Genomic DNA, 17,138 nt, shown 5'->3' on the forward strand with positions numbered 1-17,138 from the left:
GAACATCCGCCGGTTTCCGCGCGAATTACATCTGTTCGGCCTGGGCGCCGCTCTTCGGCTTGGCGGTGCCGAGATCGGGCTTTTCGCCGAGCGGCTTCATCGGCATGGAGGAGAAGCGGCCCTTGCCGTCAATCGATTCCCCTTCCGACCAGCGGCCGGCAATCGCATCCACTCCATCCTCCTGGAAGCCGAGGAAGGCATAGGAGAAGTCCTGCTTCTCCTTTTCCTGCGGGAAGCTGTTGGGAATCGGGAAGACGCCGTGATGGCCGCCCAGTTCCTCCAGTGCCGCCAGCCACTGGTTCTGGTGCATGGTGTCGCGGGCGATGAGATAGGACAGCATGTCTTTCATGCCGGCATCGTTCGTCATGTTGTAGAGACGCACCGCCAGCGTCCGGCCGGTGGATTCCGCCGCGATGTTGGCCGTCATGTCGGCAGCGATATTGCCGCTGGCATAGATATGCGACATGTCGAAGGGCACGCCGTCGCTGTCCACCGGCATGGCCGAAAGGCCGGACGAGAGGATGTTCTTCATGTTGATGCCGCCCAGCACCATGCTGGAGACGGGGTCCTTGGCAACCTCTTCCTTTTCGGAAAGCGGCGCGCCTTCGAGGTTGAGCGCCACGGCGGTCGCCAGCATCTCGATATGTCCCAGCTCTTCCGTTGCCGTGTTCATCAGCATGTCGCGGAACTTGTTGTTGCCGCGCGCGCCGCAGGCCTGGAAGAAATATTGCATGGCGACGCGGATCTCGCCCTCGATGCCGCCGATCGCCTGCTGCAGGGCCCGCGCGAAAAGCGGGTCCGCCTTCTCGACACGCACCGGATATTGAAGCTTGCCATCCGTGTAAAACATTCGTCTCTCCTTCAGGTTGGACCGGCAGCCCAACCGTGCGGGGTGAGAGAAGTTCCCTTTTGATGACGGGCGACAGGCCGGCGACCGGTCGTCACCGGGCTTGATACGCAAGCCGGATGCCGCTCAGGCGGCGCGCTCCGCCCCGATCAGGCGCGGCGAGACCTCCATTTCGAAGCTCTTGAGCGCCGCGCCGATGGCCTGGTGCATGTCGAGATAGCGATAGGTGCCGAGGCGACCGCCGAAGATGACACCCTTCTCCTCTTCCGCCAGTTTGCGATAGGCGAGATAGGTGCGCCGATCCTCCAGCGTATCGACCGGATAATAGGGCTCGTCGGCGCGGGTGGCGAAACGCGAATATTCGCGCACGATCACCGTGCGGTCGGCGGGATAATCGCGCTCCGGGTTGAAATGGCGGAATTCGAGGATGCGCGTATAGGGCACTTCCTCGTCGGCATAGTTCATCACTGCCGTGCCCTGGAAATCGCCGACCGGCAGCACCTCTTCCTGGAAATCGATGGTACGCCACTTCAGTTCGCCGGCGCGATAGTCGAAATAGCGGTCGATCGGGCCGGTATAGACCACCGTCCTGTCCGCCGGGATTGCCTGGCGCACGGCAAAGTAATCGGTACCGAGCTGCACGTCGATCAACGGGTTGTCGAGCATCCGCTGAAAGATCGCCGTATAGCCGTCGACCGGCAGACCCTCATAGGCATCGTTGAAATAGCGGTTGTCGAAATTATAGCGCACCGGCAGGCGGGTGATGATCGTTTCCGGCAGGTCGCGCGGATCGGTCTGCCACTGCTTGGCGGTATAGCCGCGAATGAAGGCCTCGTAGAGCGGCCGGCCGATCAGGGAGATCGCCTTTTCCTCCAGATTGCGCGGGGCACGCCCCTCCAGTTCGGCCGCCTGCGCCGCGACCAGCGCCCTTGCCTCGTCCGGCGTGAAGCGGCGGCCGAAGAACTGGCAGATCGTGCCGAGATTGATCGGCATCGCATAGACCTGGTTGCGATAGCTGGTGAAGACGCGGTGGCGGTAGTCGGTGAAGCGGGTGAAGCGGCAAAGATAGTCCCAGACCGCCTTGTTCGGCGTGTGGAACAGATGGGCGCCGTATTTGTGCACCTCGATGCCCGTCTGGCGGTCGTTCTCGCTATAGGCATTGCCGCCGATATGGTGGCGGCGGTCGATGATCAGCACGCGCTTGCCGAGCGCATTGGCGGCCCGCTCCGCCACCGTCGCCCCGAAGAAGCCGGCGCCGACGATGATAAGGTCGTAATCCTGGAAGCTCATGGCGTATCCCTCTTCCTGAAAGGCAAACCGGTGGCGAGGCCTTCGCGCAGCAAAGCCCTCATCGAACGGGCTTAGCCGCCCAGCCTTGAGCCGCCCTTGCGTGAGCGTGCGCCCGTGCAGTTTTCGTTTGCGCCGCGCCGGACCAGGGGGCATGTTCAGGCAAAAATCAACGAGATGAGGGGCAAGACAGGGATCATGACGGCAGATGCGATTGTTCTCGGTGCGGGCATTATCGGGGTCTCCACGGCCGTGCATCTGGCACGCCGGGGCAAGAGCGTGGTGCTGGTGGACCGGCGCGGCCCTGGCGAGGAAACCTCCTTCGGCAATGCCGGCCTTATCCAGCGCGAGGGCGTGGTGCCCTACGGCTTTCCGCAGGACCTTTCCCTGCTGATGCGCTATGCGCTCAACAACCGTATCGATGCCCATTACCATGCTGGCGCGCTGTCCCGGGTGGGCCGCTTCCTCGCCAGCTACTGGTGGAATTCGCATCCGGCCCGCCATGCCAGGATCACTCGGGCCTATGCGCCACTGATCGAGCATTCGATCCGCGAACATGACGTTTTGATCCGCGAGGCCGATGCCGGACATCTGATCCGCAAGCAGGGCTGGACGCAGGCCTTTCGCACGGCAGCCAGGCGCGATGGCGAGATCGCAGCGGCGGAGCGGCTGAAGCGCGATCATGGTCTCGGCTTCGAGGCACTCGATGCCACAGCACTTGCGGCCAAAGAACCGCATCTGAGCAGCGATTTCGTCGGCGCCCTGACCTGGACCGATCCCTGGTCGGTGACCGACCCGCATGCCCTGACGCTCGCCTATGCCGGGCTCCTGGAAAAGCATGGCGGCCGTATCGTGCGCGGCGATGCGACGACGCTTGCCGCCACCGGCACCGGCTGGCGCGTCACGACGGCCGACGGCGCCGTCGAGGGCCGCGACGTGGTGGTCGCACTCGGTCCATGGTCGGATACCGTCACGGCACCGCTCGGCTACCGTTTCCTGCTCGGCGTCAAGCGCGGCTATCACATGCATTACGGCATCAGCGACAACAAGCTTCTGAACGGCTGGACCATGGATACCGAGCGCGGCTATTTCCTCGCGCCGATGGACCGGGGCATCCGCCTGACCACCGGCGCCGAATTCGCGCTGCGCGACGCGCCGAAGACACCGGTGCAGTTGCAGCGTGCGGAAGCTGTGGCGCGCTCGATCTTTCCGCTCGGCGAGCGGCTGGACGCCGAACCGTGGATGGGAGCCCGCCCGTGCACGCCGGACATGATGCCGGTGATCGGCAGGGCGCCGCGCCACCGGGGCCTCTGGTTCGCCTTCGGCCATGCGCATCACGGTCTCACGCTCGGCCCCGTTACCGGTCGCCTGATCGCCGAGCAGATCTGCGGCGAGACGCCATTCCTCGATGCCCGGGCCTGGCGACCCGAGCGGTTCGCGATCTGACGGAGGCCTGATGCCCATGCAGAACAGCAATCCCGGCCACACCGCCTCCTGGTATGCCGCCTCTGCGAACGACAGGCGCGTGCGCCCTGCGCTCGAAGGCGAGGTGGAAGCCGATGTCTGCATCATCGGCGCCGGCTTCACCGGCATTTCCGCGGCACTGGAACTGTGCGAGCGGGGCTATTCGGTCGTGGTGCTGGAGGCCGAGCGCATCGGCTTCGGCGCATCCGGCCGCAATGGCGGCCAGATCGTCAATGGCTACAGCCGCGATCTCGCCACCATCGCCGGCCGCTACGGCACCGGGAAGGCGGCGGCACTCGGGCGCATGTCGCTCGAAGGCGCGGCCATCATCCGCGAGCGTGTCAGCCGCTACCATATCGCCTGCGATCTGATGGACGGCGGCTTCTTCGCCGCCTTCACCGACAAGCAGATGCGCGACATGGAGGCCCACAAGCGTGACTGGGAAAAGCATGGCCATCCCGGCCTGGAGATGATCGCGCGCCACGAAGTCGGCACCTATGTCCGCACCGATCGCTATGCCGGCGGGATGATCGACCGGCTGGGCGGCCATATCCATCCACTCAACCTGGTGCTGGGCGAGGCGGCCGCCGTGGAAGGGCTCGGCGGGCGGATCTTCGAAGGCTCCCGCGCCATTTCCCTGGAGGAGGGAACAACCAGCACGGTGCGCACAGAAAGGGGCGCGGTGCGGGCCCGCTACGTGCTGATCTGCGGCAATGCCTATCTGGCGCCGCAGTTTCCGGCGATCAGCCGGCGCATGATGCCCGTCTCCAGCCAGGTACTGACGACCGAACCGCTGACGGCGGAACTGGCAGAAACGCTTCTGCCGGCCAATTACTGCGTCGAGGATGCCAACTACATTCTGGATTACTACCGGCGCACCGCCGACAACCGCATCCTCTATGGCGGCGGCATCGGTTATGGCGGACGCGACCCGAAGGACATCGTTGCGGTGATCCGGCCGAACATGCTGAAGACGTTCCCGGCGCTCGCCAGGGTGAAGATCGACTTTGCCTGGAGCGGCAATTTTGCCCTGACGCTGACGCGCATCCCGCATATGGGGCGCCTCGGTCCGACCGTCTACTTCTCGCATGGCGACAGCGGCCATGGGGTGACGACGACGCATCTTCTGGGAAAGATCCTGGGCGAAGCGGTGGCCGGCCATGCGGAGCGCTTCGATGTGTGGAGTTCTCTGCCGAACCTGCCCTTCCCCGGCGGCATGCACCTGCGGGTGCCGCTGACGGTTCTCGGGGCCTGGTGGTACGGTTTGCGCGACCGGCTGGGGTTGTAGCCGGTCGCGCTCACCTTGACGGTCGTCCGCCACAGCGACCGTCAAGCCGTTGATGTCAGTGAGCCGGGCGCGGGCTGCTTTCGAGGAAGATGCGCACCTGATCGCGCGTCGAACGCTTGAAGTCCTCGAGGATCTTCTTGGCTTCATCCGCAGGCGTCTTCAGCGTCAGCCGCACGATGCTCACCGTCAGGTGGCACATCATGAAGGTGGTGCGGTAATACTGGTCGCGCAGGCTCTCGTCGATGAACTGCTCGGTGGCCATGGCAAACATGCCTGCCAGGCGCCGCGTCTCGATCAGGTCCATGTCGGCCAGCATCTTGTCGGCCTGGATGGCGTTGATCAGATCCTGGATCTGCGGATTGCTGTGAACAAAGAAGCAGTAGAGATCGATCAGCGCATCGGTGGCGCGATAAAGATCGTCGGCCACGCGAACATCGGAAAGGCCCTGCTGCATGAACTGCGTTACATTGGTAATGTAACGCTCGTAGAGCATGGCGATGATAGCGGACTTGTTGGGGAAATACTGGTAGACGGACGCAATCGGCCCGCCGGACAGCGCCGCGATTTCCTTCATCGTCACCGCGTCGATCCCCTTCTGGCCGATGAGATCCATCGCGACCTTCAGGATTTCGTCGATGCGTTCACGGCTGCGCTCCTGCTTCGGTATGCGTCGCAGCACCGGCCGGGCGGCGCCCTTGTTGGCATCTGGCATTTCGAACCTCAACCCATCCATCGTATTTCCCCCTTCCGGTGCGTGTCCCTTCCCTGGGACACTGGCGCTCGCTGCGCCTTCTTCTGTTCAGGCTGAAGGTGGCTCCGCCACCTTGCCTCTCCTGGCAAGACCGGGCAACCCCGCGCTGCCCTGTCGCCTGCCTCGGCCCTGGGGGGCCGCATCTCCCGCACCTCCTCCGGTGCGGGCCGGTTCTCACCTGTGACCTGGATGCAGGAGGCCCGAGAACCTCCTGCATCCCGGCCACTGGATGACCGCCCGTTTCCGCAGCATGTCGCCTCAAAATGCGACACATCACGAAGCCGCACACATCTTGAAACGCCCGCCCGGCGCCCCAAAATCCTGATTAATTGCCACACCTTTAGTAAAAGTATGACTGTTTGTAGCCATGGTCGAAACCAGACATTCCGGTTTCGACTTTAGACTGACCAGCATAGACGTTAAAAACGTCCTGCACCAGTCTTGCAGACTGTCTAATACCCTTCTCAACTCCGGGCATAATTCTTAATACTTCATGAGCTACATTAGTTCAATGGAAATTACGGCAGGATATCGGCTTCAGCCGCCCGTATTGTGACGGGTGAAAATTTATAGTGATCTGAATTTGGACAGAACGAAGGGCATCAGCACCGAGAGGAACAGCAGCCTGAGAATGTGGTGCGTACCAACATAGGTCGGGTCCGCATGCATGATCACTGCCATGGCCGCCATGGTTTCCAGGCCGCCTGGCGCAAAGGCGATCAGCGCCGCACCCAGCGGCACACCCAGCAGATGGGCGATCCCGACAGCGATGATCGCCGAGATCAGCCCGACCACCACCGTCACCGATGCGCCGGCTGCAAAGGCGTTGCGCAGATCCTTCAGATTGACGCCGGAAAAGCGGGTGCCGATCATGCCACCCAGCACGATATAGACGGGGATCTGCAGCCAGAGCGGGACGCTTCCGTGCACGATGCCGCTCAGATGTGCGGCAATCGACACCGCCATTCCGCCGACCAGCAGACCGGCCGGAACCCTGGCCTTCATGAAGGCATAGCCGAGCACGGCCGCGATGCCCCCCAGGGCGACGAGAGGCGCCGGTTCCATCGCGACCGGCACCACGACGGCGCCGGCGCCCGTGGTGCCCGAAAGCTCCACGATCATCGGCACGAACAGCGTCAGGGCCAGCACGCGCACGCTCTGGATGATGCTGATGCTGGCCAGATCGCCGCGCGTATCGGCGGCAAGGCTGAGCACGTAGCTCAAATGCCCCGGACAGGCAGCCAGCAACGCCGTCAGCCGGTCATAGCGGAAGACGCGCTGCAACAGCAGCCAGGCCGTCCACAGCAGCACAACCGAGGTGACAAGCACCATCAGGAAACTTGCCGGCCAGGCCCGCGCAGCCGTCAGCACATCCGGCGTGACGCTGGAGCCCATCGAGAGGCCAACGACGAGGAAGCAGAGATTGCGCACCGAAACCGGCACCGCAACGCGAAGGCCGGCAAGACTGCCGAGCGTGACGAACAGCGCTGGTCCGATGAGGAACGGCGCCGGAACCGACAGATAGCTCATCACGAGCGCAACGAGCGCGCCGAGGGTAATGGTCAGGCCAAAGGGAAAAAGAAGACTTAAATACATGGAGAAGGAAAGGAAGGAGCACAAGAAAACCGCGCCGGTTCACCAGCGCGGCATTTGGCGGGACGCATGGGCCTCGGCAATCCGGAGGCCCCGGCGCACCCGTCACGCTTCAGCCGCACCGCATCCCGCAGGAGATGCGGCGAGCAGCGCGGCCAGCCTCAGGCCGCAGGCACCGCGACCGGATTGGGTTCGAGTTCCAGCCCGAGCAGGAAATTGATCTGCGGACGCGCCTTCACCAGATCATCGATGGTGTATTCCGCCAGCACATCGAAGAAGGCGTTGAGAGCCTTGCGCAGGGCCGAATTGAGGCCGCAGCTGTCGACCAGCGGACACTCGACGGCGCCGTCCTCGAAGCACTCGGCCATGGCGAAACTGTCTTCGGTGACCCGCACCACATCGAACAGGGTGATCTTGTCGGCCGCCCGGCCAAGGCGGATGCCGCCATTGCGGCCCCGCAGGGTTTCCACCAGGCCGGCCCTGGTCAGCGGCTGGAGGATCTTGAACAGGAACAGTTCAGACACCCCGTAGGCCTTGGCGATCTCGGGAATCCGGCTCAGGTGACCGTCATTTGCCGCGCAATACATCAGCATGCGCACCGCGTAATTGGTCTGTTTCGTCAAACGCATGCCATTCTCCCTGCTTCAAGCCTGACCGGTATATAAGCCCTTTGCCACTTTTGAACAATTCCAAATATGCAGATTTTTGTCAGCTTATCGTCTTTTCACATCGCTGTGAATTGACCATAGAAGATAAATCATGATTTCGCTCTTCAAGATAATCCTAAAATTGGGAGGTTTTCCGGATGACACATTATCTCGCCAGGTCGGCTGCCACGTTGACCCTGCTGATGGCCGGCTTTTCCAGCGCATTTGCCGCCGGTGAGGTCAATATCTATTCCTATCGCCAGCCTGAACTGATCCAGCCGCTGCTGGACGCCTTCACCAAGCAAACCGGCATCGAGGCCAATGTGCTCTTCCTCGATCGCGGTCTTGTCGAGCGAATCAAGGCGGAGGGTGCCAATTCCCCGGCCGACGTGATCCTGACGGTGGACATCGCCCGCCTGATGGAGGCCAAGGAAGGTGGCGTCGTGCAGCCGGTCACCGACAATGCGACGATCAACAAGGACATTCCCGCCTCGTTCCGCGATCCGGACGGCGACTGGTTCGGCCTGACCACCCGCGGACGCGTGGTCTATGCCTCCAGGGAGCGCGTGGGCCAGAACGACATCACCTATGAGGAACTGGCCGATCCCAAGTGGAAGGGCAAGATCTGCATCCGCGACGGCCAGCACGCCTATAACGTGGCGCTGTTTGCCTCCATGGTGGCGCATCACGGTGCCGAATATACGGAAAAGTGGCTGACGGGCCTGAAGAACAATCTCGCCCGCAAGCCGGACGGCAATGATCGCAGCCAGGCCAAGTCGATCATGGCCGGCGAATGCGACATCGCACTCGGCAATACCTATTATGTCGGCCTGATGATGACCAATGACCGGGCGCCGGAAGAAAAGGAATGGGCGAAGGCCATCAAGGTGCTGTTCCCCAACGCAGCGGATCGCGGCACGCATGTCAACATTTCCGGCATGGCGCTGGCCAAGAATGCGCCCAACAAGCAGAACGCGCTGAAGCTGATGGAATTCCTGGCTTCCGGCGATGCGCAGAAGATCTATGCCGAGCAGGTCTTCGAATATCCGGTGATGCCGGGTGCCGAGCCTTCCGACATCGTGAAATCCTTTGGCCAGATCAAGCCGGACACGCTGCCGCTGATCGATATCGCGAAGAACCGCAAGATCGCTTCGGAACTGGTAGACAAGGTGGGCTTCAACGAAGGCCCGTCGATGTAAACCGCGGCGTCAGCGACAAGAGACAATATGGAAAGGCCGGGCACATGACCCGGCCTTTCGCATCATGTCGATATGTCGGTGCTTACTTCATCGTCGGCATGACGAATTCGGCACCGTCCTTGATGCCGGAAGGCCAGCGGCTCGTCACCGTCTTGGTGCGGGTCCAGAACTTGATGGAATCCGTGCCGTGCTGGTTGAGGTCGCCGAAGGAGGAGGCCTTCCAGCCGCCGAAGGAGTGATAGGCGAGCGGAACCGGGATCGGAACATTGACGCCGACCATGCCGATATTGATGCGGCTGGCGAAATCGCGGGCGGCATCGCCGTCACGGGTGTAGATCGCAACGCCATTGCCGTATTCGTGCTTCATCGGCAGCGAGAGGGCTTCCTCATAGTTCTTGGCGCGCACGACGGAGAGGACCGGGCCGAAGATTTCCGTCTTGTAGATGTCCATGTCCGGCGTGACATTGTCGAACAGGCAGCCGCCGACGAAATAGCCGTTCTCATAGCCCTGCAGCTTGAAATCGCGGCCGTCGACCACGAGCTTGGCGCCGGCCTCGACGCCGCTGTCGATCAGGCCGAGGATGCGATCACGGGCTTCCTTCGTGACGACCGGGCCCATGTCGGCCTTCTCGTCGGTATAGGGGCCGATGCGCAGGCTTTCCACCATCGGCGTCAGCTTCTCGATCAGGCGGTTGGCGGTCTCTTCGCCGACCGGGACCGCAACGGAGATCGCCATGCAGCGCTCTCCGGCCGAGCCGTAGCCGGCGCCCATCAGCGCATTGGCAGCCTGGTCGAGATCGGCATCCGGCATGATGATCATATGGTTCTTGGCGCCACCGAAGCACTGGGCGCGCTTGCCGTTCATGGCGGCCGTGCCATAGACGTAGCGGGCGATCGGGGTCGAGCCGACGAAGGAGATCGCACCGATATCCTGATGCGTCAGCAGGCCGTCGACGGCCGACTTGTCGCCGTTGACGACGTTGAGGATGCCGGCCGGCAGGCCGGCTTCGATCATCAGTTCGGCGAGACGGATCGGCACGGACGGATCGCGCTCGGACGGCTTCAGGATGAAGGCATTGCCGCAGGCGATCGCCGGAGCAAACATCCACATCGGGATCATGGCCGGGAAGTTGAAGGGCGTGATGCCTGCGCCGATGCCGACCGGCTGGCGGATCGAATACATGTCGATGTTGGGGCCGGCGCCTTCGGTGAACTCGCTCTTCGACAGGTGCGGGATACCGATGACGAATTCGCAGACTTCAAGGCCGCGCACGATGTCGCCCTTGGCGTCTTCGATGGTCTTGCCATGCTCGCGCGAGAGCATCTCGGCCAGCGAATCCATGTTCTCGTTCAGCAGTGCCACGAACTTCATGAACACGCGAGCGCGGCGCTGCGGGTTGGTGGCCGCCCACTTCGGCTGGGCCGCCTTGGCGCTTTCGACGGCGGCATTCAGTTCCGCGGCGCTTGCCAGCGCGACCTCGCCCTGCACTTCGCCGGTGGCAGGGTTGAAGATGGACTGGCTGCGGCCGGACGTGCCGGGCACGTGCTTGCCGTCGATGAAATGACCGATCTGGTACATGGGTGTCCTCCAGGTTTTCTCTGGCGGCAGTATGCGCTTTAATTTGCACAAGACAACGCGATGATTTACGCATCCGTTGTGCATGAATTGATGTGCAGGACCAGGCTTTGAACGCTCTTGATCAGGAATGCCCCCTCTGCCCTGCCAGGCATCTCCCCTTCAAGGGCAGACCGGAGGGGGATGCCGCCGGTCCGCCACATGCGAGGACATTCTGATGGACTGGGACAATGTGCGCATCTTTCTGGCCGTGGCGCGCGAGGGGCAGTTGCTGGCCGCCTCGCGGCGCCTGGGGTTGAACCACGCCACGCTCGGCCGGCGGATCAATGCGCTGGAAGATGCGCTGCGGACCCGGCTTCTGATCCGCAAGCCGAATGGCTGCGAGCTGACGGCGGAGGGCCATGCCTTCCTGCAGTCCGCCGAACGGATCGAGGCGGAAATGCTGGCGGCGCAGGCGCGCACCGGCCAGGTGGATGCACCGATCGAAGGCACCGTCCGGATCGGCGCGCCGGACGGTTTTGGCGTGTCCTTCCTGGCGCCCCGGCTCGGCCAGCTGACGCAGCGGCATCCCAACCTGCGCATCCAGCTGGTGCCGGTGCCCCGCGCCTTTTCTCTTTCGCAGCGGGAGGCCGATATTGCCATCACCGTGGAACGGCCCGCGCAGGGGCGCCTCGTTTCCTCCAAGCTCACCGATTACACGCTCGGCCTCTATGCCTCGCGGGATTATCTCGCCCGCAACGGCGAGCCCGCAACCCTGGAGCAGCTGAGGCTGCATCCGCGCATCGGCTATGTGGAGGATCTGATCTTCTCGCCGCAGCTGAACTTCACCGGCGAGGTGATGCGCGACTGGGATGCAGGCTTCGAGATTTCCAGCGCCATCGGCCAGACGGAAGCGGTGCGCACCGGCGCCGGCATCGGCATCCTGCATGATTACATCGCCCGTCGCGTGCCGGAACTGGCCCGCGTGCTGCCGGATATCACCATCCGCCGCGCCTACTGGACGAGCTATCACGAGAGCCTGCGCGACCTGATGCGCATCCGCGCCGTCGTCTCCTTCCTGCAGGAGGCGGTCGGCGAGGCACGGTCGATCTTCACCTGAAAAGGCAGGAGGCCGTGCATGATGCAGCCGGAAGGCTCACCCCTTCAGCGCTGCCTCGACGATGGCGTCAACCGGATCATCCGCTCTGAGATGCCGCCAGTCGGCGACCTGCGGCAGCCGATCGAGCTGGCGGGCCAGGACGTCGACGGTGGCATCCGATGGGCCGGGCGCCCGATCGCGCACCCGCCGATGCAGGGTCGCAGCATCGGCCTGCAGCCAGATGCCGGTAAAGCGCGCCGGCGCGGCATGCGCGGCCTCGGCCATGCGCGCCCGGTGTTCCGGCTTGTCGAACACGGCATCGGCCACGACGCAGGCGCCAGCCGACAACAATACGCCGGCCCGCAAGGCAAGCTCCCGATAGACCTCCTGCGACACGTCCGGCGCATAGGCCGCCTGAGGCAGGCGGGTTTCCGCCGGCACATCGAACAGCGACTTGCGGATGCGGTCGCTTTCCAGCAGGCGCGCCCCGGGCGGGGCGCCGAGCCGGGGCGCCAGCCGGTCGGCCACCGTCGTCTTGCCGGAGCCGCTCAACCCGCCGATTGCCACCAGCCGCGGCGGCTCGCCGCCAAGCAGCGCATCCGCGAGCGAGAAATAGGAGCGCGCCTCCCGCACCAGCGCTTCGGACGGCCCCCAGCTTTCCGCCACCTGCGTGGCCGTCACATGCGCCCGCACCGCCGCACGGATCGCCATCAGCAAGGGCAGGAGCACGAAGCCGTCATCCTCCTCCGCATCGTCGAGGTAGCGGTTCATCGTCAGGTTGGCGAGATCGGCAAAGCCCCGATGCCACAGATCCATCAGCAGGAAGGCGAGATCATAGAGAACATCCGTCGTCGCAAGCTCGGCATTGAACTCGATGCAATCGAACAGCCGCGGCTTGCCGTCGAGAAGGCAGATGTTGCGCAGGTGCAGATCGCCATGACAGCGTCGCACCTTGCCGGCCGCCGCGCGCCGGTCGAGAAGGCCCGCATGGCGGGAAAGCTCTGCACGAAACCGGGCCGAAAGCCGCTCCACCTCGTCGGCGGAGAAGACGCTGCTTGTGGCAAAGCCCGACTCGTTGATCGACAGCACATCGCCGATCCGCCGCGCGCCGCCCGCATCCGCCGAGACGGGGGCGGTTCGATGCACACGCGCGATCATCCGCGCCGTCTCGGTCATCAGGGCGGGCGTCAGCCGGCCGGCAGACGCCATGCGGTCGAACAGCAGATCCTGGTCGAAGCGGGCCATCTCGATCAGCGCATCCACCAGCCTTCCCTTACCGCCGAGCGTCAGATGACCGGCCGCGTCGCGGGTGATGCGGTGCACGCCCCGATAGAGACCGGGCGCCGTGAGGCTGTTCAGCGCTACCTCCGCCTCGCAGGCCGCAAGTCGAAGATCCGGCGTGGAGAAGTCGAGATAGGGCAGCTTCACCGCCCGCTTCAGCTTGAAGGCGCTGTCTCCGGCAAGGGCGATCAGCGAAATGTGCGTCTCGATCAACGTGACGGGCTCCGCCGCCTCGAAGGGGGCCCCATCGGCGAGGAAAGCCCGGATATCCTGCTGGTCATCCACGATCATGCTGGCTGGCCTCCTTGTTGGCGTGGTCGATCTGTCGTCGGTCAGGGCTGGCCGGGCAGCCGCGGCGGCCCGGCCTCCTTCGCCCCGGACATGGTATTGTGCCGTTCGCTGCGGCGCAGGATCCACTTGTCGAGCTCCATCACCACCAGCACCGAAGAGCCGAGCAGCAGCAGCATCAGCCATTCGCCGAGCGTCACCGGCTGCACCTGAAGCGTATCCCTCAGCCAGGGAACGTAGAAGGCGGAGATATGCAGGGCCTGGGCGGCGACCACCACGAGCAGCAGCAGCGGATTGCCGAACAGCGGCATGGCAAATACCGAGCGTCGCTCCGAGCGGCAGGCGAGTGTCTGGAAATTCTCGAAGAAGACGAGAAGCAGCAGCAGAAGGTTGCGTGCCTCGGCCAGCGGATAGCCGGCGCCAAGCAGCGCATGAAACAGCGCAAAGCCGCCAAGCCCCATGACGAGCGTGGAAAGCAGCACGCGCCGCAGCATCAACGCATCGAAGATCGGCTCGCCCGGCCGGCGTGGCGGGCGGGCCAGTTCGTCGCCCTCGGCCCTTTCACCGGCCAGCGCCACGTCCTGGATGCCGTTGGTGACGAGGTTCAGCCACAGCAGTTGCACGGCAATCAGCGGCATGGGCTGACCAAGCGGGATGGCCAGCAGGAAGAGCAGCATTTCGGCCGCTCCGGTCGCCACCAGCATCAGGATGACCTTGCGGATATTGGCATAGGCGACACGGCCCTCGCGGATGCCGGCGACGATGGAGGCGAAATTGTCGTCGGTGATGACGATGTCGGCGCTCTCCTTGGCGACATCGGTTCCCTTGCGTCCCATGGCGACACCGACATGCGCATGCTTCAGCGCCGGCGCATCATTGACGCCATCACCGGTGACCGCCACGAAATGGCCGTTGCGCGACAGGGAGAGAACGATCGCCAGCTTCTGGGCCGGCACCACGCGGGCATAGATGCGCGCCTTGCGGGTGAGCGCATCAAGCGCCGCCTCGCCCGCCTCTTCGGCCCGTCGCACCGCTTCGCCGGTGACGATCTCGTCTTCGGCAAATACCAGCCCCGCCTTGCGGGCAATGGCGGCGGCCGTGCGCGGATCGTCGCCGGTCACCATGGCCACCTCGACGCCGGCGGCATGGCAGGCACGGATTGCGGCTGGAACTTCGGCGCGAATGGGATCCTGCATGCCGACAAGCCCGAGAAAGACAAGATCAACCAGATGATGCGCGCCGTAGCCGCCGCTCTCTTCGGCAATCTCGCCTTCGGCAAAGGCAAGCACCCTCAGGCCATCCTGCGCCATGGCCTGCATCTGGGAGAGCAGGGCGTCGCGATCGATGGGGACGATGCCGTCTCCCGCATCCATGCGGTCAGCCATGGCAATCACCGTCTCCGGCGCGCCCTTGACGAACAGGCGAATGTCGCCGCTCTCCTGCGGCTTGCGATGGAAGGAGGCGGCATATTTGAGATCCGGTTCATAGGGGATGCGGGCGACGAGCGGCATCGCCGACCTCACGCTGTCTTCCTCCAGCCCTGCCTTGCGACCGGCCGCCAGAAGCGCGACATCGACCGTGTCGCCAATCCCCTGCCATTCGTCTTCCTGCCGCAACAGCCGCGCCTCGTTGGGCAGCAGCGCCGCCCTCATCAGCGGCGCCACCCGCGCGCGTGCCCTCTCCTCATCGCAGCCCTCACCGAGAATGGTGCAGCTTTCGGGATCGGTGCCTGCCTGCACCTCCAGCGCGGTGCCGTCCGGCAGGCGAATGTCGGTGACGGTCAGCTGGTTCCGCGTCAGTGTGCCGGTCTTGTCGGTGGCAATCATCGTGCAGGAGCCGAGCGTCTCGACCGCCGGCATGCGGCGCACGATGACATTGTGGCGGGCCATGCGGCTCATGGCGATCGCCAGCGCAACCGAGATCGCCACCGGCAGGCCCTCCGGAATGGCGCTGACGGCCAGTCCCACCGACATCATGAACATGTCTTCGAGCGACAGGCCGCGCACGATACCGACCAGTGCAATGAGCGCGATCGCCCCGCAGACGGCGATGCCGATCAGGCGGGAGAAATGATCGAGGCGCGCCAGCAGCGGCGGACGCGACATCGATGGACGGCCGACCTCCAGCGCGATGCGGCCGATTTCCGTCGTCGTGCCGGTCGCGCTGACAGTGCCGCGGGCGCGGCCGCGTGTGACGAGCGCGCCGGCAAACGCCATGAGGCGAACCGGATCGCCAGCCACCGGATCGGCCGGAGCCAGGCGCTTGTGCACCTCGGCGGATTCGCCCGTCAGCAGCGATTCATCGCAGAGCAGACCGTCGGCCTCAGCAAGGCAGATATCCGCCGGAACCCGCATGCCGGCCTCGAGCAACACCAGATCGCCCGGCACCAGATCCGCTGCGGCGATCTCCTGCCGCTCGCCATCGCGGATCACCACCGCATGCGGCTGTTCGAGCTTGCGCAGCGCCGCTGCCGCCCGCCCCGCGGAATGTTCCTGCACACCGCCGACCAGCCCGTTCAGAATCAGCACGATGCCGATGAACAGCGCATCCTCCAGATCGCCCATCAGCATCGAAATGCCCGCAGCGACCAGCAGGATATAGATCAGCGGGCTCTTGAAATGGTTGAGAAAGGTGACGAGGAACGGCACCGGCCGCCCCTGCGGAATGACATTCGGCCCCAGTTGCTCGAGACGCCGCGCCGCCTCGGCCGCAGTCAGACCGCCATCCGGCGCCCTTCCCTGCACGGCACGGTCCGGAAAAGATGTATTTGCGGCTTCCACGGCATTGTTCCCGTTGTCTCGGATGACCCGCAAGGGGCCATGCGTTCACAGAATGCACGAAGGCTACAGATACCGCGCAGGCGACGAATTGACATGCCTCAAGCGCACGCAAAAGGCGAGGCTGCAAGACGGACATGATCAAGGGAGGAAAGATGAAAAGTGGTACGGTTGAGTGGAGTTGAACCACTGACCTCAGGTGCCACAAACCTGCGCTCTAACCAACTGAGCTACAACCGCACGCCGCGCCGCCGGCATCGGCCGGCTGCGTCTGGGGCGTGACATAAAAGCATTGCCTGCGTTTTGCAAGCCCCGAATTGCGCCGCTGCCGCAAAAAAAGCGGAGACGAAAAAGCCGGGCGCTTTGGCCCGGCCTGGCATTCTCGTCTGTCAGCGGACAGGCGCCTTGATCAGGCGGCCTTGAACTGCGACATGACCTTTTCGGCAGCTTCCTTGCCCGGCTTGGAAACCTCTTCCGCCAGCTTGCGGGCGGCTTCCTGCATGGCCTTGGCCTGCTCGACGGTCAGTTCGGCCTGCTTGCGGAAGAAGCCGGTCTGCAGCTCGACCAGTTCGGCAACGGACTTGACGCCGAGCAGGGCTTCCATGTGGGAAAGCGACAGGTCGGCATTGCTGCGCAGCGCCTCGATGGCCTTGAGGCCAAGCTCGACGGAGCCGGCCTGCGCCGTCTGCATGGTGGATTCCACGGTCTTGGTGGCTTCCTCGGCGGCGCTCTTCATCTTGCCGAAGGCTTCGCGGGACTGGGCGGCACCCTTTTCGGCCATTTCGCGGAAACCTTCCGTGAAGCGGCTGGGGTCAAAGGCGGTGAAGGAAAATACGTCTTCGGTCTTGTAAGCCATGTTCATCGATCCTTGTTCGAACCTGGCCTCCGGTGCGGCGGCCTCATGCACACCTATATAGCGCAGAGATTGCTGCGTTGCAATAACATTGTGCACTGCAACATGCAGATTTCCTGATTAACCCTGTTGAGCAATTCCCGCGGCGCGCGTGTGGACCGGACGGGGCTGGGAAGTTACTAACAATGTGTTAACCTAGTGCCGGAATG

13 protein-coding genes and 1 tRNA gene are annotated in these 17,138 nt (G+C 63.9%); 4 read left to right on the forward strand and 10 right to left on the reverse strand.

The window, feature by feature from the left end; translation table 11 throughout:
* Window positions 1–25: 25 nt before the first annotated feature.
* Together KLP42_RS18350 and glf are read right to left on the reverse strand one after the other, a co-directional pair.
* Window positions 26–850 carry a manganese catalase family protein gene (locus KLP42_RS18350; protein ID WP_215568408.1) on the reverse strand — a complete coding sequence of 275 codons (825 nt, stop codon included), beginning with the start codon at window positions 848–850 and terminating at the stop codon, window positions 26–28.
* A gap of 123 nt (window positions 851–973) precedes the next feature.
* Window positions 974–2,137, reverse strand: a complete 1,164-nt coding sequence (glf, locus tag KLP42_RS18355) for a UDP-galactopyranose mutase (RefSeq protein ID WP_215568409.1) — start codon at window positions 2,135–2,137, stop codon at window positions 974–976.
* Window positions 2,138–2,332: 195 nt separating this feature from the next.
* On the opposite strand from glf, the gene KLP42_RS18360 reads away from it, so the two are divergent.
* Window positions 2,333–3,580: an NAD(P)/FAD-dependent oxidoreductase gene (locus tag KLP42_RS18360; RefSeq protein ID WP_215568410.1), complete on the forward strand. Its 1,248-nt coding sequence runs from the start codon at window positions 2,333–2,335 to the stop codon at window positions 3,578–3,580.
* Window positions 3,581–3,590: 10 nt separating this feature from the next.
* Complete coding sequence (locus tag KLP42_RS18365; RefSeq protein ID WP_215568411.1) at window positions 3,591–4,886, forward strand: NAD(P)/FAD-dependent oxidoreductase; 1,296 nt, start codon at window positions 3,591–3,593, stop codon at window positions 4,884–4,886.
* A gap of 55 nt (window positions 4,887–4,941) precedes the next feature.
* Here the strand turns inward: KLP42_RS18365 and KLP42_RS18370 are convergent, their stop codons facing one another.
* The 3 genes from KLP42_RS18370 to rirA all read right to left on the reverse strand — a co-directional run bounded on the left by KLP42_RS18370 (window position 4,942) and on the right by rirA (window position 7,859).
* Window positions 4,942–5,598 (reverse strand): TetR/AcrR family transcriptional regulator, encoded by a 657-nt coding sequence (locus KLP42_RS18370; protein ID WP_215568412.1) that lies wholly within the window; start codon window positions 5,596–5,598, stop codon window positions 4,942–4,944.
* A gap of 606 nt (window positions 5,599–6,204) precedes the next feature.
* Window positions 6,205–7,257, reverse strand: coding sequence for an AbrB family transcriptional regulator (locus tag KLP42_RS18375; RefSeq protein WP_252193091.1), 1,053 nt, complete (start codon window positions 7,255–7,257; stop codon window positions 6,205–6,207).
* Between the two features lie 134 nt (window positions 7,258–7,391).
* Window positions 7,392–7,859 carry an iron-responsive transcriptional regulator RirA gene (gene rirA / locus KLP42_RS18380; RefSeq protein WP_215568413.1) on the reverse strand — a complete coding sequence of 156 codons (468 nt, stop codon included), beginning with the start codon at window positions 7,857–7,859 and terminating at the stop codon, window positions 7,392–7,394.
* A 221-nt stretch (window positions 7,860–8,080) separates the two neighbouring features.
* Between rirA and KLP42_RS18385 the strand changes: the two genes are divergently transcribed.
* On the forward strand, window positions 8,081–9,076 hold the full coding sequence (locus KLP42_RS18385; RefSeq protein ID WP_252193098.1) for a Fe(3+) ABC transporter substrate-binding protein: 996 nt from the start codon (window positions 8,081–8,083) through the stop codon (window positions 9,074–9,076).
* An 82-nt stretch (window positions 9,077–9,158) separates the two neighbouring features.
* Here the strand turns inward: KLP42_RS18385 and KLP42_RS18390 are convergent, their stop codons facing one another.
* Window positions 9,159–10,655 carry a CoA-acylating methylmalonate-semialdehyde dehydrogenase gene (locus KLP42_RS18390; protein ID WP_215568415.1) on the reverse strand — a complete coding sequence of 499 codons (1,497 nt, stop codon included), beginning with the start codon at window positions 10,653–10,655 and terminating at the stop codon, window positions 9,159–9,161.
* 214 nt (window positions 10,656–10,869) lie between these two features.
* Here KLP42_RS18390 and KLP42_RS18395 point away from each other — a divergent pair, with 214 nt between their 5' ends.
* Window positions 10,870–11,751: a LysR family transcriptional regulator gene (locus KLP42_RS18395; protein WP_215568416.1), complete on the forward strand. Its 882-nt coding sequence runs from the start codon at window positions 10,870–10,872 to the stop codon at window positions 11,749–11,751.
* Between the two features lie 36 nt (window positions 11,752–11,787).
* Here KLP42_RS18395 and KLP42_RS18400 read toward each other — a convergent pair whose 3' ends face one another.
* The 4 genes from KLP42_RS18400 to KLP42_RS18415 all read right to left on the reverse strand — a co-directional run bounded on the left by KLP42_RS18400 (window position 11,788) and on the right by KLP42_RS18415 (window position 16,932).
* On the reverse strand, window positions 11,788–13,302 hold the full coding sequence (locus KLP42_RS18400) for a bifunctional aminoglycoside phosphotransferase/ATP-binding protein (RefSeq protein ID WP_215568417.1): 1,515 nt from the start codon (window positions 13,300–13,302) through the stop codon (window positions 11,788–11,790).
* A 41-nt stretch (window positions 13,303–13,343) separates the two neighbouring features.
* Window positions 13,344–16,079, reverse strand: a complete 2,736-nt coding sequence (locus KLP42_RS18405) for an HAD-IC family P-type ATPase (protein ID WP_215568418.1) — start codon at window positions 16,077–16,079, stop codon at window positions 13,344–13,346.
* A gap of 160 nt (window positions 16,080–16,239) precedes the next feature.
* Window positions 16,240–16,316 (reverse strand) — tRNA-His (locus tag KLP42_RS18410).
* A gap of 169 nt (window positions 16,317–16,485) precedes the next feature.
* The gene (locus tag KLP42_RS18415; RefSeq protein ID WP_215568419.1) at window positions 16,486–16,932 is read right to left on the reverse strand and encodes a phasin; all 447 of its coding nucleotides are present in this window, start codon (window positions 16,930–16,932) and stop codon (window positions 16,486–16,488) included.
* Window positions 16,933–17,138 lie beyond the last annotated feature (206 nt).

Source organism: Rhizobium sp. CSW-27 (assembly GCF_018760785.1).
Lineage (GTDB): Bacteria > Pseudomonadota > Alphaproteobacteria > Rhizobiales > Rhizobiaceae > Neorhizobium.